The following is an 18,722-nucleotide window of genomic DNA, read 5'->3' as shown; positions in this document are numbered from 1 at the left end:
CGCACCACAGCCAACGCGGGGGCCGATGGTCACCACCAGGGTGCTGCCGTGGTTCACCGCGCCGAGGCGGCAGACTGGTGGACGATGAAACTGCCTGAACTTCCCGATCTGCCGGTCCGTGGCTTTCTCGATCGCATTGTCGAGACATTGGCCGAGCGGGACACCGCGGTGCTGGTCGCGCCGCCGGGGACCGGGAAGACGACGCTGGTGCCGTTGGCGTTGGCGGCGGGGACCTCGGGGCGGGTGTTGGTAGCCGAGCCTCGACGGTTGGCGGCTCGGGCCGCGGCCGGACGAATGGCTGCCTTGTTGGGGGAATCGGTGGGGGAGACCGTGGGGTATTCGGTGCGTGGAGATCGGCGGGTGGGGAAACGGACCCTGGTCGAGGTCGTCACGTCCGGGTTGCTGGTGCGGCGGTTGCAGGGCGATCCCGAGTTGGCGGGGGTGGATGTGGTGGTGCTCGACGAGTGCCATGAGCGTCATCTCGACGCGGATCTCCTGTTGGCGTTGCTGCTCGACGCCAGGGCCGGGTTGCGGCCGGACCTTCGGGTACTTGCTACATCGGCTACCGTTGCGGCGGAACGGCTTTCGGATCTATTGGGCGGGAATGACGCGGCACCGGTCATTCAGGTTCACGGCAGAACGTACCCCGTGGACACGACGTATGTTCCCGTGTTGCCGCGGGAACGGGTCGAGGCGCAGGTGGCCCGCGCCACCAGGCAAGCGCTGGCCGGAACCGAGGGGGACGTGCTGGTTTTCCTGCCTGGTGCCGCCGAAATCCGGAGGACCACAGCGCTGCTCGACAATATCGACGGCGTCGATGTGGTTCCGTTACACGGCAGGCTGTCCGCGGCAGCGCAGGACACAGCGTTACGTCCGGGGTCGCGACGGCGAGTGGTGCTGTCCACGGCGGTGGCGGAATCCAGTTTGACGGTGCCGGGCGTGCGGGCGGTGGTGGATTCGGGTCTGGCTCGGGTGCCACGCATCGATCGTGGGCGAGGACTTTCCGGCCTTGCGACAGTGCGGGTTTCGGCGGCCGTGGCCGAGCAGCGTGCGGGACGGGCCGGGCGTGAGGCACCAGGGCGCGTGTGGCGATGCTGGCCGGAATACGAGCACGGCACGCTGTCCGCCTATCCGGTGCCGGAGATTCGGACGGCGGATCTGACCCGATTGGCGTTGGAACTGGCGTGCTGGGGCACGGCCGATGGGCAAGGTCTCGCCTGGTGGGACGCGCCGCCGTCGGGCGGGCTGGCTGCTGGCCGAGAAGTATTGCGCGCGTTGGGTGCTGTCAACGAAGACGGCGCTGTGACCGACCGTGGACGGCGGATCGCCACGGTCGGCCTGCACCCACGATTGGCCAGAGCATTGCTCGACGCGGCGGCCGAGGTCGGTGCGCATGCGGCTGCCGAAGTGGTTGCGATTCTCGACGACGACACCCTGATCTCCGGCGCGGACCTCGGTGCCGGTTTACGGGTATTGCGGCGCGACCGACCGGCACGATGGCGACAAGAAGTCGAACGCTTGGCTCGCTCGGTCGAGAGCTCCAACCGCTCCAACGGTTCGGGCGGTTCGGACGGCCCCGATGACCCGGCTTTCGTTGTGGCACTGGCCTACCCGGAACGGTTGGCGCGCCAGCGTGGACCGGGTTCCACGAGCTACCTCATGGTCGGTGGCACCGCGGTGACCCTGCCGCCCGGTTCGGGAACAGGCGACGCGCGGTGGCTGGCGGTGGGCGTGGCGACGCGCGATCCCGGTCGATCCGACGGGATGATTCGGCTTGCCGCGGCCGCCGATGAACAGCTGGCCCGCCGTGCCGCCTCGAACTTGCTGACGACCGTCGACGAGGTCGATTGGGTGGACGGCGATGTGGTGGTCCGGCGGGTCGAGCGCCTGGGCGCGATCCTGTTGTCGGAGAAGCCGATACGTGACCCCGATCCTGAATTGCTCAGTGCCGCGGTGCATCGCGGGTTTCGGGAAGTCGGACCAGATGTTTTGCACTGGAATTCGGGCGCAATCTCCTTACGGCAACGCCTCGCCTTCTTGCACCACGCGCTCGGTGCTCCTTGGCCGCCGGTCGACGACGAATCGTTGCTCGCGGCGGCGGATAGGTGGCTCGGCCCCGAACTCGCCACCGCCCGCCGCCGCGCCGACCTCGAACGCGTCGACGCGGGTCAAGCGCTGCGTCGCCTCCTGCCATGGCCCGGGGCGGCCCGAATGGACGAACTCGCGCCCGAACGCCTGGAAGTCCCCTCCGGCAGCCACCCCCGTGTCGACTACTCGACCGAATCACCGATACTTGCGGTCAAAGTGCAGGAAGTCCTCGGCTGGACCGACACACCCCGCCTCGCCGACGGCCGTGTCCCGATCGTGCTGCACCTACTTTCACCCGCCCGACGCCCGGTCGCGGTCACCGCCGACCTTGCCTCCTTCTGGCGCACCGGCTGGCCCCAGGTCCGCGCCGACCTACGCGGCCGCTACCCCAAGCACGCGTGGCCGCAAGACCCCACCACGGTCCCCGCCCACCGGGGCACCGCGCGCAACGCACGACGCGATTAGTGCTGTTTCGGCGCCACGACCAGGTTCCTCAGCAGCCCGCCGATGGATTCGCTGACCGCTATATCGGTGCGGGTCGCGTGCTCTCAACCGAAACTTCCCTCTTCGTGCTCGGCCTCAAACCCACTCCCACGGTGACCATTTCACTGCTTCGTTCCCGGTCGTAACGTCTGTGGGGGATTGCACGCCACGTTCACGGCTGGCGATTCGAACACGGCTGCGCCTCCGGTTCTCCATCAAAAAGTAGTGCCGGACAAAGTCTTCGATGTACACGCCGGTTTCCGGAAGTCGATCCTGTGCTTTCGCATTGGACGAGAACCCGTCGCACCCCGCTTGATCGATCGGCCCAGCGACGGACTCGCGGTCACAACGAACCGGCGTGCCGGTCGGCCCCGCGCGACAGGGGCTTCGGCTTCGGCGTCCCCTCTGCGTTCCGGCACGACCTCCCGTGACATCCGAGGCCGGTGGAGGAATCGAGCACGAGTTACGTCAGTCGAGGAACTCGACATATCCGCTCGTCCCATGCACCCTGATGCGCTGCCCGTCGCGAATCAACCGGGTGGCACTGTCGACCCCGACGACGGCGGGCAGTCCGTACTCGCGCGCGACGACCGCGCCGTGGGTCATCATGCCGCCTACCTCGGTGACCAGGGCTTTGATCGTGACGAAGGCGGGCGTCCAGCTGGGGTCGGTGAAAGCGGTGACAAGGATGTCGCCTGCTTCGAGATCGGCTTGGCTGAGGTCGGAGACAACGCGGGCGCGTCCCTCGACGTCTCCGGCAGACACGGCGAGACCGGGTAATGCGTTGGCGGGCACGTTGTCTCGCCGATATGAGCCGGACAACGCCTCGCCTTCGGAGGTGAGCACTCGCGGCGGCGTGAGCGCACGGTGTCCCTCGAACGCCGCTTTGCGTTCATCGATGAGTTGGTAGTCGGCCGCGCCTTGGCGTACGACCTCGTGCAGTTCCGAGAACCGCAGGTAGAAAATGTCTTCCGCGTCGAGGAGGACACCGTCCCCGACCAGGCGTTGCGCTTCGCGCAGCATGGCGCGCTTGTAGATCAGGTAGCGGCTGACCATGCCGTACTTGGGATACTCGCGATAGCCGATGTAGGTCCGCATGAGGTCGATCTTCGACTTCACCTGTGCGGCCTTCTGTTCCCCGTCCGGTACGGCACGCAGCCGTTCGAGCAACTGTTGCTCATGCCGCCGTGCTTCCTCGCGTCCTTGGTCGAAACGGTGTTGGCCCGCACCGGGTTCGAAGTTCTCGATATTGGTGAGAATCAGCGGGACGAGGGTGCTGGGATGCTCGCTCCACCGTGGTCGGGTGATGTCGATTTCGCCGACGCAACGCATGCCGTACTTGTGGAGGTAGTCCCGAATCGCCTCTCGTGCTCGGCTACCGCCGTCGAGGGCGGGGAGTCGGTCCAGGAAGTCGTCGTCCTCGACGGTGCGCAGAAACGCCACGACCTGCGGGTGCGGGCGGATCACATCGGCCACCTCCAGCAGTGCGAGGCCCATCTCCGAGGTGACGTTGTTGGGGGCGGACTGGGTGAGCACGTCGGCCGCGTTGTCGTCGCCCAACCAGGTGTGCAGGTGGTCGTTGAGCCATTGCGCGGCATCCATCGCTGCCATGAACACCGTGTGGCCTTCTCGGTCGAACAGGCGTTGTCGCAGTTCCTGGAAGTCTTCCAGGATGAAGTCGAACACCGCCGCTCCCCGCTTGGTCGCGATGTTGCGCTCCGCGACGGCCAGCGATTCCTGGTTGCGCGCGATCAGCTCGACGGGGATCGCCGGGTCCGGCTCGATCGGCGTGGGATCGCCGGTGGTTGTCGGCGGTGCGTCGGTGGGTTCCGGCGCCGTCGGAAGGAAACCGCGGTCCAAAACCGTATCCAGTGCGTCTCTGAGCAGAGGATCGTGGGTGCGGAACGCTTCGAGGAGCCCCGCGCGGGTGGATGGTGTCGCCAATCGTTCGGTGACATCGACGAACAGTCGGCCGCCCGCCTCCGCCATGGGTGCGGGCGTGGTCATCTGCCAGAACGACAGGCCCAGCGGCCGAAAGGGGTCGGTCATCATCTGTTGGTGACCGACCGACACATAGAGCCGGTTGCCGGTCTTCTCGGTTTCCGGGATGGGGAACAGTGTGGTGATCGGCCTGCTCTGCACGAACTGGAACGCACCGTCGACCAGGCACCATTCGATGTCCTGCGGGCGACCGAAGTGTTGTTCGATGCGGCGAGCGAGCCGGTCGAGCGTCACCACCTGCGCATCGCGCAACGCGGGTTGCCGCTGCGTATCCGGCCCGAGCGTTTCCTGCCGCGTCCCGCCTCCCGCGGCGGCGTAAATCGCCAATTGTTTTGCGGCGATGGTCTTGTCGATGATCGCGCCGTCGCGTACCTGGAAGACGTCCGGGTTCACTACACCGGAAACCAGGGCTTCTCCGAGGCCGAAGCTCGCCTCGATGCTGGTGATCCTGCGATTCGACGTCACCGGGTCGGCGGTGAAGAGAATGCCGGACGCTTGCGGTGCCACCATCTGTTGCACGACAACGGCCATGTGGACCTTGCGGCCGTCGAAGTCGTTGCGCAGCCGGTAGGTGACGGCGCGCTCGGTGAACAGCGACGCCCAACACCGCCGAATGTGTTCGAGAACGGACTCGGGTCCGATCACGTTCAAATACGTGTCCTGCTGACCCGCGAAGGACGCGGTCGGCAAGTCCTCCGCGGTGGCACTCGAGCGAACGGCGTACGCGGTCTGCTCGTTCGAGCGGCCGAGCGGCCGAATGACCGCCTGCGCCAAATCCGCAGGGATCGGGGTTGTTTCGATGACGGTGCGAACTCGGGCGCTGAGCTCGGCGATCTCTGCCCTGTCGCCCGGCCGTAATCGCGGGAGCTGATCGAGCAGCTGATCGAGCGACGAGGCGTCATCGAGCACGCGATGGAAAGCCGCGGTGGTCACGCAGTAACCGGCGGGTACCCGAATACCCTCGATCCGCGAGAGTTCCGCGAGTTGTGCGCCCTTACCGCCGACAACCTCGACCAGACTCCGGTCGATCTCCTCGAATTCGAGTACGTACTCACTGAACGACGACGCGGAGGTCTTGCTCGCGTTACCAACCACTGCTGCTCCCTCTATTGATCACAGTCGGTGTGGGCGGGGCTCCGCCAATTCTGCGTCAGGTCGGTGATTGTGCACCACAACCAGGGCCTTGCGGCAAGACCCCCGGTCGGCTATATATTTAAGTGGGAGGGAATTCTGTCAGGCCTGTCGGCCCGCCCTCGTATGGTGCACGAGGTTGGTTTCCGCGATAATGGTTCCGCGATGATGTTCGAACAGGGCTGTGCCACTGGCAGGTCCGGCCTCGCGGTCCCCAACGACGTCCTGCGTGACGGGTGTTAAATGGTTGAGAACCACTCACTGATCGATAAGGAATCCGCGTGTCTTCCCATCCGGTCCTTCCCGTCCTGGACAACCTGGCGCGTGTCGTCGTCGCGACGACTCCCGAGCAAGAGCACACGCCGACCCCGTGCACCGGCCTGGACGTGGTCGCGCTGCGGCAGCATCTGCTCGGCGGGATGGGGTATTTCTCCCTCGCCTTCGCCGATCCCGCCGGTGATCAGCGCCCGGATCCGCGTGCGTACGCCGGCCCCACCGAGGCGGCGGTGTTGGTCGCGGAACTCGAGCAGCTGTCGACGACAGTCCGCACCGCGCTCGCCGACGGCGTCGAATCGGTCCTTGTTCAGGTCCCTGCCCTTGGCGGTACGTTCCAGGGCGACTACGTCCTGAGCATGCTCGCCGCCGAGACCGTCGTGCACGGGTGGGACCTCGCCCGGGCCACCGGCCAGGAGTGGGACCCGAGCCCCGCCGCCTCGGAGCTCGCGTACTCCCTACTCGCCGACCAGATCAAGCCGGAGTTCCGCGGCGAGGGCCTGCCGTTCGCGCACGAGGTCCCGGTCAGCGCGGACGCCTCGGCTCTGGACCGCCTGCTCGGCTTCGCCGGACGATCGCCCGGTTGGACGCCGTCTTCGGGCAACTGATTCGTGCGGGCGAGGTTGCCGAGCAGCAGGTCGCGCGAGTCCGAGAGGGTCATGCCTGTGGGTACGAACCGTCCGCATCGTGGGTCTCCCGACCACTGAGTGCGGGCGTGAATACGCAGATATCTCGGAATTCGGTCAGTGCTTTGAATGTGTGTCGTTCGTGCTTGTTCAAGACATACATTTTTCCCGGGGTGATGTGGTGCACCTCGCCTGATTCTTCGTTGGTAACCTCGGCTTCTCCGGACAGGCAGTAGACGGTCTCTATGTGGTGCTTGTAGTGCATTTCCACAATAGCGCCTTCTTGCATAACGGTATCGTGAAACGAGTAGCCGAGATCATCGTCCGCCAACAGAAGTCGCCGACTTTCCCAGCCTTCGCCATGGACATCGCTGTCGGTATCCAGGATATTTTCCAAGCTCTTGATCAACATGTTTACCTTTCCGTTTCTCTATTTATCGCGGATTACGGGGTAGGGCTCGCGCGCGACGGTTGTAGCGACACGCGTTGGTCGGGGAGGCCTGCGGTCGCGGTGCTATCGGGTGGACGCTGTTGGCGAGTCGAAACCGAAGCGATGGATGCGATGGTGACGCAGGCTATGGCGATGAGTTGGGTGGGTGTCAGGAGTTCGCTGAGCACGACCAGTCCGGCCAGCGCGCCGACCGCTGGTTCCAGACTTTGCAGAGTGCCGACTACGCGGGGGCTCAAGCTGCGCAAGGCGACCAGTTCCAGCGAGTAAGGCACCGCGGCCGACAGGATCGCGACGACGAAACCTACGATGAGGACGCTCGGCCGGACCAATGTTGTTCCGTCGGAGTGGATGCCGAACGGGAGCCAGAGAGCGGACGCCCAGATCAGGGCCAGCGCCAGATACCGACCGTCCGACGAAGCGGCCCCCGCCATTTTGCTGAGCAAGACGTAGGCCGCCATCGAAACCGCCGACAGGGCCGCGAGTGCGATTCCCACCAAGGACAGCCCGTTACTGCTGACCAGCGATGGCACCGCGAACAACGCTAGCCCGGCAAGTGCCAGCACGGAGGTCGCGATGTGCAGATATCTGCGCGACATAGACACGGCAACCGCCAGAGGGCCGAGCAGCTGAATCGTGGCGGCGACGCCGACGGGCAGATACTCCAATGCCAGATAAACGATGTTCATTCCGGCTATCGCCGTGCCGAAACCGACCGTCAGTACCATTTCGCGCGCGGTACGCGGCAGGGCGGGTCGGACCACGACTCCCACGAGAAGCGCGGAAATGACCAGACGTAGCGTAACCACGCCTTCGGGACTTGCGCTGTCGAACAACTGCTTTCCCAGCGCCTGTCCGAATTGGACGCTCGAAACGCTGCACAATACGAGAACAGCGGCGGGTGGGCGGCGAAACCGGCCCACTACAGCTCGCACCGTACTGGGCCTGTCGCTCGCACGAGTGAGGAGTTGAGGCACTTCTCCAGTTCCTCATGACCTCTGGAGCTGGTCAAGCGACTCTTTTCTACACTATTCGTGAAGAATGGCCTTCATGATCGATCCCAACAGATTGCAGATGCTGCGCGCGGTCGAGCATCATGGCACTATTTCCGAAGTCGCTCGGGTCATGCATCTGACGCCGTCCGCGGTGTCGCAGCAGATTCGCCAGTTGGCGTCGGAAGTGGGGACCACACTGCTCGAGCGGGAAGGGCGGTCGATCCGGTTGACGCCTGCGGCCTATACATTGTTGGCGTACTCGCACTCGGTGGCCGCTGCCTGGGAAGACGTGCGTGCCGAGCTTGATGTTCTGGCTTCGGGCGAGCAGTTGTCGGGTCATTTGTCCCTGGGGAGTTTCGCTACCGCTATCCCCTCGCTGGTCGCCTCGGCCGCGGTCACGTTGACGACGCGGCGAACCGGGGTGACGGTCTCGGTGCGCGAGGCCGACACCGCGGAAAGTCTCACGTTGCTGCTGCATCGGACCATCGACCTCGCGGTGGTGGCCGCACCGGTCGACCATCCGCTCGACGACCCCCGGTTCGACCAGCACACACTCCTCGATGATCCGCAGGACCTCGTGGTCGCCGCCGACAGCGAGCTGGCGACGTGCGGTGTAGACCGGCTGCTCGACGTCAGCCGGGAACGCTGGGTCGAACCGCATCACGACCAGCGCCGCCTGATCGAATCAGCGTGCGCGATGGAGGGATTCGTCCCGCATTTCGAGCACCAGACCAACGATTGGAACTCCGCACTCGCCCTGGTCGCCGGCGGGATGGGGGTGTGCCTCTACCCGAGAATGGCGCCGATCAACACGGCGGGAGTCCGGCGGATCACGCTGTCCGGCCCGAACCTGCCCGTTCGGCGGGTGCTGACGTTCGTTCGCGCCGGGAGCGTCCGCCAACCTCTGATCAGCACCTACCTGCGCTTACTCGAACAAGTCGTGCGGCAGCGGTGAGCGCGGATCGCCGTCGAGCGTCTGTTTCCCGCGCCGCGGGTCGATCGACGGCGCGGTGTGATCGACTGTGACCATGGGAACGGATCCACATCGTAAGCCGTTCGAGTTGAGCCTGCTCGGTGTGCCGAGCAGCGCGGGCAGCTATGCGGCGGGACAAGAGCGCGCCCCACGAGCGCTGCGCGAGGCCGGGTTGATCAGGGCACTTCTCGACGCGGGGATCGGGGTCATCGACCGGGGAGACCTTCCCGAGCAGATCTGGGCGCCGGACTCTGCCGCGCCTCGTGCGCAGAACGCGGCCGCGGTCGTGGAATCGGTGACCGCTCTGGCGGGACGCGTTCACGACGAGCTCGAGCGACAACGGCGCGTGCTCGTCGTCGGCGGCAACTGCACCGTTGCCACGGGGGCTGTGGCCGGTCTCCAGCGCCATCTGCGCACGCCGTGCGGAATCGTCTACGTGGACCGCCATTTCGACATGAACACCCCCGAAACCACGCGAGAGGGCGCGCTGGATTGGATGGGCCTCGGACACGCTCTCGATCTGCCGGGTGCGTTGACCGAGTACGCCGCGGCGTTCGATACCCGGCCGCTGCTCGGGCCAGGTCGTGTCGCCTTTCTCGGCGTCGACCCCAGTCAAGCCACGGATTTCGAACGCGAGCATGTCGCACGTCTCGGCCTCGACGTCACGACACAGAGCGAGGTCATCGATGATCCTGTGCGCGCGGCACACTCGGCCCTCGCCGCGCTCCAGGACGACGACCCGTTTGTGCTGCACGTCGACGTCGACGTGCTCGATTTCACCGACGCGCCGCTGGCGGAGAACACCAGCGGGCGCAATCTCGGACCCAGCCTCGCGCAACTGGCGGACGCGCTGCGAGTGGTGGTGGCCGACAGCAGGTGGCGAGTGCTCACCCTCGGCGAGATCAACCCGACGCGGGCGGCGGGCGTGCCGCGCATGCTGCCTCATCTGAACGAGACCCTTGCGTGGATTCTGCGATCAGCGGCGTAACAGTCGAGCACGCGTGCTGCTCGCTAGTTTTCCCTTCCGGGTGGTGGTCGGTGGTCAACCGCTGTGTCAATGGAGGCGGCACCGGCCCGCAGGGGTCTGTGGCGCGAAACGCAGGACATGCAGTGTCTCGGGATGATGGTCGTGGCCGAGTTGATCGGTGGAGAACAACGGTTCCGACGTGCGTGTCGCGCCGTAGCGCCTGGTGAGGCGCGACAGCAGGAATTTGATGCTGCGGTTGCTGTCGTCGATGGACATCTCGATGCTGTCGACGCGTTGGTCGCGAAGATGGTGGAGGACGAGGTCGTACATGCGCGGCGCGATGTCGCTGTGGGTCGTGGCCGGTGCGACAGCTGTCTGCCAGGCGAAGTAGGTGGTGGGGAGTTCGGGCCGGAGGTATCCGGTCAGCACGCCGACCAGACGGTCTTCCTCCAGCGCTACCGCGCTGCACTCCGGGTAGTCGCGACACCACAACGCGTACATGTAGAGGGATTTGGTGTCGAGTCCCTCGGTGTCCGCGACCAGTCGGTGGATGGCGGCGGCGTCGGCGACGGTGGGCCGCCGGACTGTCAGTTCAGCCATGCTTGTCCTCCACATATCTACGGATCGATGCTCGAAATTCCGTCGGTTCGCATATTCGGGAATTGAAGGCCGCCGCGTCTTCGGCGAGTCTGGCGTGCTGCGCTGCCCGGCGCAGGCGTGGCAGCACGGCACCCGTGGCGAACGACGCGGATAACGAGTGCAGCAGGGCGTCGGCCTCGGTGATGTCGCGGCAGCCGTAGTCGGCGAACGTTTCGGTGGTCGGGGGCTCCATGTGCAGTGACTGGCCCGCGAGCAGCAACCTGCGTGCGGTGCGGGAACCGAGCACGTCATCGAGAAGCTCGGGCGGGGCCAGATCGGGTACGACGCCGAGTTGCGGTTCGGGCAGGGTGACGGTGACCGGCCCGAGGCAGATCCTCAGGTCGGTCAGGCAGGCCAGTTCGGCGCCGGCGCCAACGACGTCGCCGGCGACGGCCGCGATGGTCACCACTGGTGAGTCGCCCAGCAGTCGCGCTACCTGGCGCATCGGTTCTCCGCTCGCGTGCAGTGCCGTGCGGCGGTCGCCTCGTCGCATCGCGGTGCCCACCGAGCGGGACAACCACGCGAGGTTGTTGCCGATCGAGAAAGTCGATCCGCCGGTCAGCGCGAGGCAGCGGACATCGAGGGCCGTGGCAGTGGAGAGTGCTGCGCCGAGGTCTGTCCAGAACGCGCCGTCGAAGGCGCGGGACCCGTCGAACTCCAGCCATGCCACCCTGTCGCGCACGACCGTGGTGACGTGAGCCGACGTCGGTGTGGTCGTCAAGGGGTTGCCCCCCTGAGGACGAGTTCCACCGGGCATTCCGCGGCCACGGCGAGGAAGACGTCGAACCCGACGCGCACGCACTGCCAGTGGGCCTCTTCGAAGGTGCCGATCTCGTTTCGTGGTGCGTCGATTCGGTAGCGCCATGGTGCGTCGGCGAGACCGCGCGCTCTCAGTTTCGAGATCGCTTCGCGCACAGACCACGACCTGGTGGCTTCGCGGACCGTGCCGCAGCCCAGGCGTCGACGAAATCTGTCCGTCACTCTCGTTTGTTGTTGGATATCGATTCCGATCGGCACAGGCGAGGTCGCCGCCGCCATCCAGTGCAGATCGTGGGTCAGCGATACCTGCTGGGAGCTGTGTGTCAGGAATGGGGCGCCGCTGCTGGAGTTGCGCACCTCGCAGGCACTCGGAATTCCGTGGTATTCGGCGTCGTGTCGAAGCAACGAACGCACATCGCGGCTGCTCGTGTTCTGCTCATCATGGCGTGGCGCGACAGTGATTCGCACGCGGGGTAGGCGATTCGAGGTCATCGCGTCACCGCCCTCGCGGTGGACGGTGGTTTGCCGAAGCCCGCACGCATGATCAACTTTCCGTTGGCGACAGCCAGTTTGTCGTTGGAGAAGTTCAGGCTGGCGCTGCGCAGGTCGCGAAAGGCACGTTCGAGCCTGGTACGTGGGTTGCGCATGTAACCCAGTGACAGGCCGCCGATTTCGATCATCGTGTCGACGGCATCGAAACACTTGACCGAGGCGAGCACCTTCAGCTCATTGGTGTGGATGGCGAACTGTGCGGTCCCTGTCGCGCCGTCGGCGTAGTCGTTGGTGACGGTGTCCAGAGCGAAGCGCACCGTGTCGAGTGAGCTTCGCGCGGAGGACAATCGTGCGAGCATGACGTCGCTGTCGGCCAGTTTGCGGCGAAGCGCGGGCTTTTCCTTGATACATTGGGTCAGGCGGTTTCCGCATTCGGTCGCGGTGCCGAGCCATGCTGCGGCCCAACCGATGTGGGCGAAGACGCCGAAGTTGTCGCTGACGATCCTGTCGAACTGGCCGGGGGCTCCCAGGACGTGCCAGTCCGGCACTGTGGCGCGCAATCGCAGTGACACCGAAGCGCTTTCGCGCATACCCATCGGATCCCACGAGGACTTGCCGATATCGACCTCGGCGTCCTCGCGCGGCACATACACCAGAGATGTCCCACCGCCTGGTTCGGCGACCTTGACGAGGAACGAGTCACAGAGTTCGCCGCCGGTGACGATGGGTGCGTCGCGGTCGATGACGAGGGTGTCTGCCCGCCGTTCGATCGTCGAGTCGGAGGACCGCAGATCCCCGCCGGACGCACGTTCGGTGGTGATCGAACCCACGTAATTCTTCCCCGCGGCAAGAGATTCGGCCAGATCGCTCTTGAGTCGAGGGGTTCCGTGCACCGCGATGGCGTGGACCTGTTGCAGGTGCATGCTGACGATGGTGCCGAGGGAGGCACAGACGCGGCCCGCCTCGTAGATCGACTGGACCATCGGTCGGAGATCCCGCACGTGGCTCCGCGTCGCGTCGGAGACCTCCGCCGACAGCAGACCCGATGCCCGGGCCAGGTCGAGTGCCTCGGTGGGGAAGCGAGCGTCGTGTTCGGCGGCGTCGACGGCTTCGGTCAGTTGCTCCCGTTGTTCATCGGTCAGCAACATTGTTCTCCTCGGCGAGAAAGGTGACGATCGAGTTGACCGACGCGAACGTGTCTTCGGTGACGTCATCCTCATCGATGGCGATGTCGAAGGCATCTTCGAGGCCGAACAGGACCTCGACCACTTTCATCGAGTTGAGACCGAAAGCCGCCAGTTCGGCGTCCTGTTCGACGTCGGTCGGGACGGCGGGCACTTCGGCTTTGACGCAGTCGATGACGGTGGCGGCGATGGTGTGAGGAGTGGCTTCGGTCATGTCGGTACTACCTCCTGATAGGTGATCTGCGAGCGGGTTGTGGCGATGAGTCGGCCGCCGAACCGGATGTGTTCGGTCGGGTAGGGGTGGCTGAGGAAGTTGGCCAGTGAGGCGCTCAAGCCGTACGCGCCGACATTGGGGATGGTCACCGTGTCGCCCACCTCGAGGTTCGTCGGTGACTGTTTGTTGAGTACGTCTACCGGAGTGCACAACGGCCCCACCAGGCTTTCCGGTGTGCCGCCACCGTGCTCGTACGGTGTTGGCGCGACTCGTGTTCGGGGTAGACGACGCAGACCGGAGAGGCCACCCAAGTGGTTGACTCCGGAAGAGAGCACCACGAACCGTTGCCCCTTGGATTGCTTGACATCGAGGACCGTGGCACTCAGCGTCCCGCAACTGCCCGCGATGTATCTGCCCGATTCGAAGGTCACGAGAGCTCTTCGCGCACTGAGCCTCTCGGTGAGCGACTCGACGCGTCGTCGGAGCCCTTGCCATCGTGGCCTCGGCCCTGGGGCGGCGAATGGATGACCGAATCCGCCTCCGAGATCGGCGATGAACGTTCCTGAACCGTAATCCACGTAGTGGTCGGCTATTCGGGTGGAGATCTCGAATTGGTCGACCAGGTCGTCTTCGGAAAGGATGTTGCTGCCCATGTACAGATGCACGCCTCGAAAATTGTGCCCGTCGTCGATGACGCGGCGCACGACGGTGTCGGCGTCTTGCTCGTCGACGCCGAAGGGCGAGGCGGTGCCGGTCATCTGGAGCCCGGACCGTTGCGAGGTGGCGGTGGCGTTGATCCGCACGAGGACGTTCTGGCCCGTGCTGCCGAGTTCGCGCAGACGGGTCAACTCCGTGGGTGATTCGATGCTGATCACAGCGCCTTTTTCGACAGCCGACTCGAGGTAGTCGGTTGTCTTTCCCGGTCCTGTGCAGACGATCTCGGCGTCGGTGTTCGCGCGCACGCGTGCCGCCGAGGCGATCGCCAGTTCGCCTTCGGAACTGACTTCTAGGCCGGCGCCGTGACGAGCGGCATGTTCGACGATGTAGGGGTGTGGGTTGGCCTTGATCGAGTACAGCAGCGCCGATTGTGTGGGCAGGTGAGCGCGGAGCTCGTCGATCGATGCTGCCAACTCGTCGAGGTCGTAGACGTAGGTGCTCGTGTCGTCCGTATTCACGCTTGTCCCTTGTCGATGATGTGATGGGCGACCACGTTTCGGTCCACTTTCCCGTTTCCGTTGACCGGCATCGCGGCCAGCTTTATCAGCGTCGGAGGGTGTTTCGCCGCCTCGAGATGGTCGCCGAGCCGGGTACGGACCTCGTGCTCGGCGACGCTGCCAACGAAGGCGGCGGCAAAGGCGCCGTTGTTACTCGGCGCAAGGACGCAGGCATGCGTCACCCCCTCCACGGCCATGAGCGCCGATTCGACTTCGGAGGTGCTGGTGCGGAAGCCGTTCGCCTTGAAGATGTCGTCCAGACGGCCTTCGACATGCAGGACCCCTTCGGTATCTATGCGGCCGGTATCGCCGGTCGCCACCCAGGGCACGCCGCGTGAATCGGTGCGGAAGGCGCGGTTGAGGGTGCGGTCGTGAAGCGGCCAGTAACCGGCCATCACATGTGGGCCGCCGACGTGGATTTCTCCGCTGCTCCCGCGACTCGGGGTCTCGTCGCTACCGATGCGTATCTGTGTTCCCGGCAGCGGCCGCCCCGCACCGAGTTCGTCTCCGCGAGCGCCGAGCGTGGTGATGGTGGCGCGTTTGCACTCGGTGAGCCCGTACATCGGCAGTACCTGCGCGTCCGGGGCGAGGCGGCGCAGCCCGGCTAGCTGGTCCTTCGAGCAGGCCCCTCCGGTGGAGGTGATCAATCTGATTCCACCCAGCGTGCGGTGCCTGCGGGTCGAGACTCGAATCAGGGCGTCCGACAACACCGGCATGGTCGGTAGCACCGTCACTTCGTCACGTTCCAGACGTCCGAGGAATGTCGGTCCGGTGCTGCCGTCGGGGTACATGCGCACCCGGGCGCCGGAGCGCATGGCCAGCAGAACTTGGTAGAGCCCGTAATCGAAGGTCAGGGGCAGCGGTTGCGCGATCGTGTCGGTAGGCCGGTACCGCAGGCAGCTCTGGATCGCGTCGACCGCGAATTCGATTGCCGAACGCGGGCACAGAATGCCTTTAGGTTTTCCCGAGCTTCCCGAGGTGTAGATCATCAGGCTGCCCGCGTGCGGCGTGACGTCGGTCTCGTTGCCGGTCGCGGGGAACAGGTCTCGAACGATGTCCGACCCGACGACGTCGGGGCCGATCGCGAATCGAGCGGCGCAATCCGACGCGATGGTCTCGCGTCGGCGCTCCGGCGCCGAGGCGTCGACAGGGACGACGATCGCGCCGCTGTTCTGCACACCGATCAACCTTGCGATATCTCGTGCGGTTCGACCGATCGTCGCTACGACCCGGTCGCCGGGCACGACGCCTGCCCGTAGGAGCGCGGTCGTGGTCTGTTGAGCCCACCGGTCGATCGTCGTGGCACCGTGCGAACCGTGCTCGTCGTGCAGTCGGAATGTGTTCGGCGCCGCGGCGAGCAGGCTTCCGAATACGCCCGTCGCGGTGTCAGCTGTGGTGGTCAAAGAGTTCTCCCATCGAGGTGATCGTGTCGAACGAATGACCGGTGAGTCGGTCGTAGTCCGCCGAGCACCCGAGTCGGTCCTCGACGGCTTCGATGCACTGGGCGGCTACGACCGAATTGAAAGCGGGGTGCTCACGCAGCACGGGTAATGCGCGCAGTTGCGCGGGGGTGTTCCCGAGGTGGTCAGCGAGGAACTCCTCGATCGCATGCACTGGATCAGTGGGTTCCGACGAGTTGTTCACGCCGCTTGGCACCGGGAGAGCGGTTCGAAGCCTGTGCTCCCTGAGAGATCGGCGGTCGATTTTGCCTGTCGCCGTGATCGGCATGCCGTCGATGACGAAAACGTGTGCGGGAACGGCGACCTCGGGCAGCCGGGCACGGCAGTGCGCCGTGATCGGACCGCCGATCACGGGCTCTTCGGACGTCGGTCGTTCATGGTCCGCGTCGGAAAGGACCACGTATGCCTCGAGCGCGTCGGCGCTCGCGCCGACGATCACCGCGGACTGCGCCACGTGTTCCAGTTCGGCGATCACCGCTTCGACCTCGTCGAGTTCGATTCGTTGTCCGCGAAGTTTGACCATGTTGTCGAGTCGACCGTGTAGATGGACGCCCGCGGCGGACAGCGTGGCCTCGTCTCCCGTGCGGTAGAACCGGTCCCCGGTCGGTGCGGTCACGAACTTCCCGATGTTGTGGTGACTGTCCAGGTAACCGGGGGTGACCGCGGTGCCGGACACAACCAGTTCGCCTCGTCCAGCCTCGGTGATCGAGCCGTCGGCGGTTCTGATTCGCAGGCCGACTCCCGGGAGAGCTTGTCCGACGTCGGAGCTGTCGTTGGCCCGTCCACGCAACAGTTCTCGCGCCGTGATGACGTTGGTCTCGATCGGCCCGTACAGGTTGTGCAGGCGCGCGTTCGGGAACGCCGCCTCGACTGCCGTACGTCCTCGGGCGGACAGTCTTTCCCCGGCGAACATGACAGTCCGCACATCGACAGCGCGGCCGACCGAACGGGTTACCGCCGTGGCGACGCGTTCGAGGAATGTCGGCACCATATACAGGACGGTGGCACCGCGCTCGACGATGAATCGTGCGGCCGCCTGTGCGTTCGTCCGTTCGAACTCGTCCGGCATGATGAGCGTCGCACCGGATGCGAGGCCGTGGTAGATGTCGTGCGTGCACAGGTCGAAATGCAGCGGCGACAGCAGCGCGAGCCGGTCCGTGTCGGTCAGTGGCAGAGCGTGTCGGCACCATCGGAGGAAGTGATCGAGATTGCGATGTTCGATGACGACCGACTTCGGCGCCCCGGTGGAGCCCGAGGTGTGCAGGACGGCCAGCGCGATGTCGTCGCGCTCGTCGGAATCGCGTCCGACGGTGTCGAGTGATTGAACGGTGATGTCCCCGTTGGTGTCTCGAAGATGGACACCGGCGTCGACCGCTTCGCGGATATGGGTGAGTCGGCTTTCCGGCGTATCGGCGGGGACCGGGACGTAGGTGACACATGCCCGCACACACGCGAGTATCGCGGCGACGGTCCTCGGTGTATGGGAGCTGGTGATCAGGGCCGGCCGCCTGCCCGCAAGCGCGGGCTGTGGGCACAACCAACGGGCGAGCCGGTCGACGTCGTCGGCGAGTTGTCGATAGGTGACGGCAGCCCCGTCGGACTCCACCGCCGGTCTGTTTCCGAAGGACCGCAATGACTCCACGGTGTCCTCGACGATGCTTCGGGTCATCGACCCCACCTCTCGACCAACGCGCGGTCGGTGTCGAGTGCCGAGCCGATGGCCGCCATATAGGAGGTCGGGACACCGCGACCACGACGGGAGCGGCGCAAGGCAATATATACGGCTTCCGACGCGGCTGCCCACGCGTCGACGGATCTAGCGACGGCGTCGAGGACCGGCAATCGGGAGGCGTGAGCGTAGCGCTGGTTCACCTTTCGTGCCCGGGCCATCAGCCACGTATCCGTCGAGAGCTGATCGATCGGAATCCGTTGCCGAGTAACATCATCCAGGTACCTGCGCACCGAATGCGGGTCGTATACCACGGCGGGTTCCGCGTCGGTGTCGTCGTGTTCCGGTGGCCCGTCCGTACTCAAGATCAGCGATCGATACGTCGGTACTTCCCGCCATTCTTCGTGCTCGAGCACCTTGGGTACGGCTTCTCCGTATTCGGTGATCGTCCGGTAGGCATCGAACGCCAGCCTTCCTTCGGTAACCAGAAATCCGTGTTCGACGTGTTGTTTCCGGTAATAAGGTGTCCATGGCATGTCGAAACCGTCGCCGACCGCTACGTATGGTCGATCCATGGAAACGGTCGGCCGTATGCCGCTTGTGCTGTGCCGCAATCGAAGAGCGGTCGATTCCGTGGCCGCGTCCAGTTGGTGTCGACCCAAGGAGCGGAAATTAGGTGTCTCGGACTCGGGGTCGGCGGCATCGAGCACACATACCCGGCCCAGTGCTGAGTCGGGGTTGATTCCGCGCAGCGAAAGATATGTGGCGACGTTGCCGACAATGCAGTCGTAATCAGTGGGTGCGTGGCTGACTAGATCGTATGTGGAGTTGAAATCTTCGATTTTGCAGTCGGATACCAGCGGTTCAGCCATGAATCACTCCCGTAGGCGCGCGAAGATGAGTAGGCAGGTGAGTGTGTGCGGCACATCGTATTCGGGCCGGTGAACGGACCCTCATCGATGTACCGAAAGTATTGGCGTACCAATAGATCCCCTGTAGACGACTGTCAGGTATCAGTGCGGCGTTCGCAACCCCCTGGTACGCCTCCGACTCAAATACGTGCAGGTAATGCACGAGAAATTCACACGATTCGTGTCGTCGAGGAC

The 18,722-nt window shown here is 65.1% G+C and carries 16 protein-coding genes; 4 read left to right on the top strand and 12 right to left on the bottom strand.

What is annotated here, in order from left to right:
• Positions 1–84: 84 nt before the first annotated feature.
• Positions 85–2,553 (top strand): ATP-dependent helicase HrpB, encoded by a 2,469-nt coding sequence (hrpB, locus tag ABEA50_RS15200; RefSeq protein ID WP_345496010.1) that lies wholly within the window; start codon positions 85–87, stop codon positions 2,551–2,553.
• Positions 2,554–3,039: 486 nt separating this feature from the next.
• Here hrpB and rph read toward each other — a convergent pair whose 3' ends face one another.
• Entirely contained in the window at positions 3,040–5,667 is a 2,628-nt protein-coding gene (gene rph, locus ABEA50_RS15195) for a rifamycin-inactivating phosphotransferase (RefSeq protein ID WP_345496009.1), read from the bottom strand.
• A 317-nt stretch (positions 5,668–5,984) separates the two neighbouring features.
• Here rph and ABEA50_RS15190 point away from each other — a divergent pair, with 317 nt between their 5' ends.
• Positions 5,985–6,584 (top strand): TIGR03086 family metal-binding protein, encoded by a 600-nt coding sequence (locus ABEA50_RS15190; protein WP_345496008.1) that lies wholly within the window; start codon positions 5,985–5,987, stop codon positions 6,582–6,584.
• 49 nt (positions 6,585–6,633) lie between these two features.
• Here the strand turns inward: ABEA50_RS15190 and ABEA50_RS15185 are convergent, their stop codons facing one another.
• Together ABEA50_RS15185 and ABEA50_RS15180 are read right to left on the bottom strand one after the other, a co-directional pair.
• Positions 6,634–7,014, bottom strand: a complete 381-nt coding sequence (locus ABEA50_RS15185; RefSeq protein ID WP_345496006.1) for an ectoine synthase — start codon at positions 7,012–7,014, stop codon at positions 6,634–6,636.
• A 32-nt stretch (positions 7,015–7,046) separates the two neighbouring features.
• Entirely contained in the window at positions 7,047–7,778 is a 732-nt protein-coding gene (locus ABEA50_RS15180; protein ID WP_345496005.1) for an EamA family transporter, read from the bottom strand.
• A 322-nt stretch (positions 7,779–8,100) separates the two neighbouring features.
• Here ABEA50_RS15180 and ABEA50_RS15175 point away from each other — a divergent pair, with 322 nt between their 5' ends.
• Both ABEA50_RS15175 and ABEA50_RS15170 read left to right on the top strand, forming a co-directional pair.
• Positions 8,101–9,000, top strand: a complete 900-nt coding sequence (locus ABEA50_RS15175; protein ID WP_345496004.1) for a LysR family transcriptional regulator — start codon at positions 8,101–8,103, stop codon at positions 8,998–9,000.
• Positions 9,001–9,073: 73 nt separating this feature from the next.
• Entirely contained in the window at positions 9,074–10,006 is a 933-nt protein-coding gene (locus tag ABEA50_RS15170; protein ID WP_345496003.1) for an arginase family protein, read from the top strand.
• A gap of 66 nt (positions 10,007–10,072) precedes the next feature.
• On the opposite strand, the gene ABEA50_RS15165 is transcribed toward ABEA50_RS15170, so the two are convergent.
• The 9 genes from ABEA50_RS15165 to ABEA50_RS15125 are packed head-to-tail and all read right to left on the bottom strand — an operon-like array spanning position 10,073 to position 18,152.
• Complete coding sequence (locus tag ABEA50_RS15165; RefSeq protein ID WP_345496002.1) at positions 10,073–10,585, bottom strand: GNAT family N-acetyltransferase; 513 nt, start codon at positions 10,583–10,585, stop codon at positions 10,073–10,075.
• Positions 10,578–11,345 carry an enoyl-CoA hydratase/isomerase family protein gene (locus tag ABEA50_RS15160; RefSeq protein ID WP_345496001.1) on the bottom strand — a complete coding sequence of 256 codons (768 nt, stop codon included), beginning with the start codon at positions 11,343–11,345 and terminating at the stop codon, positions 10,578–10,580. The genes ABEA50_RS15165 and ABEA50_RS15160 overlap by 8 nt, the downstream gene beginning before the upstream one ends.
• Positions 11,342–11,875: a 4'-phosphopantetheinyl transferase family protein gene (locus tag ABEA50_RS15155; protein WP_345496000.1), complete on the bottom strand. Its 534-nt coding sequence runs from the start codon at positions 11,873–11,875 to the stop codon at positions 11,342–11,344. Before ABEA50_RS15155 ends, ABEA50_RS15160 begins: the two co-directional genes overlap by 4 nt.
• Complete coding sequence (locus ABEA50_RS15150) at positions 11,872–13,023, bottom strand: acyl-CoA dehydrogenase family protein (protein ID WP_345495999.1); 1,152 nt, start codon at positions 13,021–13,023, stop codon at positions 11,872–11,874. Before ABEA50_RS15150 ends, ABEA50_RS15155 begins: the two co-directional genes overlap by 4 nt.
• Positions 13,007–13,273, bottom strand: coding sequence for a phosphopantetheine-binding protein (locus ABEA50_RS15145; protein WP_345495997.1), 267 nt, complete (start codon positions 13,271–13,273; stop codon positions 13,007–13,009). The genes ABEA50_RS15150 and ABEA50_RS15145 overlap by 17 nt, the downstream gene beginning before the upstream one ends.
• A complete protein-coding gene (locus tag ABEA50_RS15140) occupies positions 13,270–14,448 on the bottom strand; it encodes an alanine racemase (protein ID WP_345495996.1) in 1,179 nt (392 codons plus the stop codon). The genes ABEA50_RS15145 and ABEA50_RS15140 overlap by 4 nt, the downstream gene beginning before the upstream one ends.
• Complete coding sequence (locus tag ABEA50_RS15135; protein ID WP_345495995.1) at positions 14,445–15,890, bottom strand: class I adenylate-forming enzyme family protein; 1,446 nt, start codon at positions 15,888–15,890, stop codon at positions 14,445–14,447. Before ABEA50_RS15135 ends, ABEA50_RS15140 begins: the two co-directional genes overlap by 4 nt.
• Positions 15,874–17,616 carry an AMP-binding protein gene (locus tag ABEA50_RS15130; RefSeq protein WP_345495994.1) on the bottom strand — a complete coding sequence of 581 codons (1,743 nt, stop codon included), beginning with the start codon at positions 17,614–17,616 and terminating at the stop codon, positions 15,874–15,876. Before ABEA50_RS15130 ends, ABEA50_RS15135 begins: the two co-directional genes overlap by 17 nt.
• Positions 17,613–18,152 carry a hypothetical protein gene (locus tag ABEA50_RS15125; RefSeq protein WP_345495993.1) on the bottom strand — a complete coding sequence of 180 codons (540 nt, stop codon included), beginning with the start codon at positions 18,150–18,152 and terminating at the stop codon, positions 17,613–17,615. The genes ABEA50_RS15130 and ABEA50_RS15125 overlap by 4 nt, the downstream gene beginning before the upstream one ends.
• Positions 18,153–18,722 lie beyond the last annotated feature (570 nt).

It is taken from the genome of Nocardia callitridis, from assembly GCF_039543305.1.
GTDB lineage: Bacteria > Actinomycetota > Actinomycetes > Mycobacteriales > Mycobacteriaceae > Nocardia > Nocardia callitridis.
The sequence above is the reverse complement of the archived record's forward strand: the minus strand, read 5'-3'. Positions and strand labels throughout refer to the sequence as shown.

Excerpts from the sequence above, each read along its gene's own strand:
- ABEA50_RS15130 (WP_345495994.1), bottom strand. The coding sequence starts at position 17,616 with ATGACCCGAAGCATCGTCGAGGACACCGTGGAGTCATTGCGGTCCTTC.
- ABEA50_RS15155 (WP_345496000.1), bottom strand. The coding sequence starts at position 11,875 with ATGACCTCGAATCGCCTACCCCGCGTGCGAATCACTGTCGCGCCACGC.
- hrpB (WP_345496010.1), top strand. The coding sequence starts at position 85 with ATGAAACTGCCTGAACTTCCCGATCTGCCGGTCCGTGGCTTTCTCGAT.
- ABEA50_RS15175 (WP_345496004.1), top strand. The coding sequence starts at position 8,101 with ATGATCGATCCCAACAGATTGCAGATGCTGCGCGCGGTCGAGCATCAT.
- ABEA50_RS15170 (WP_345496003.1), top strand. The coding sequence starts at position 9,074 with ATGGGAACGGATCCACATCGTAAGCCGTTCGAGTTGAGCCTGCTCGGT.
- ABEA50_RS15125 (WP_345495993.1), bottom strand. The coding sequence starts at position 18,152 with ATGCCATGGACACCTTATTACCGGAAACAACACGTCGAACACGGATTT.
- ABEA50_RS15145 (WP_345495997.1), bottom strand. The coding sequence starts at position 13,273 with ATGACCGAAGCCACTCCTCACACCATCGCCGCCACCGTCATCGACTGC.
- ABEA50_RS15165 (WP_345496002.1), bottom strand. The coding sequence starts at position 10,585 with ATGGCTGAACTGACAGTCCGGCGGCCCACCGTCGCCGACGCCGCCGCC.
- ABEA50_RS15185 (WP_345496006.1), bottom strand. The coding sequence starts at position 7,014 with ATGTTGATCAAGAGCTTGGAAAATATCCTGGATACCGACAGCGATGTC.
- ABEA50_RS15150 (WP_345495999.1), bottom strand. The coding sequence starts at position 13,023 with ATGTTGCTGACCGATGAACAACGGGAGCAACTGACCGAAGCCGTCGAC.
- ABEA50_RS15180 (WP_345496005.1), bottom strand. The coding sequence starts at position 7,778 with ATGGTACTGACGGTCGGTTTCGGCACGGCGATAGCCGGAATGAACATC.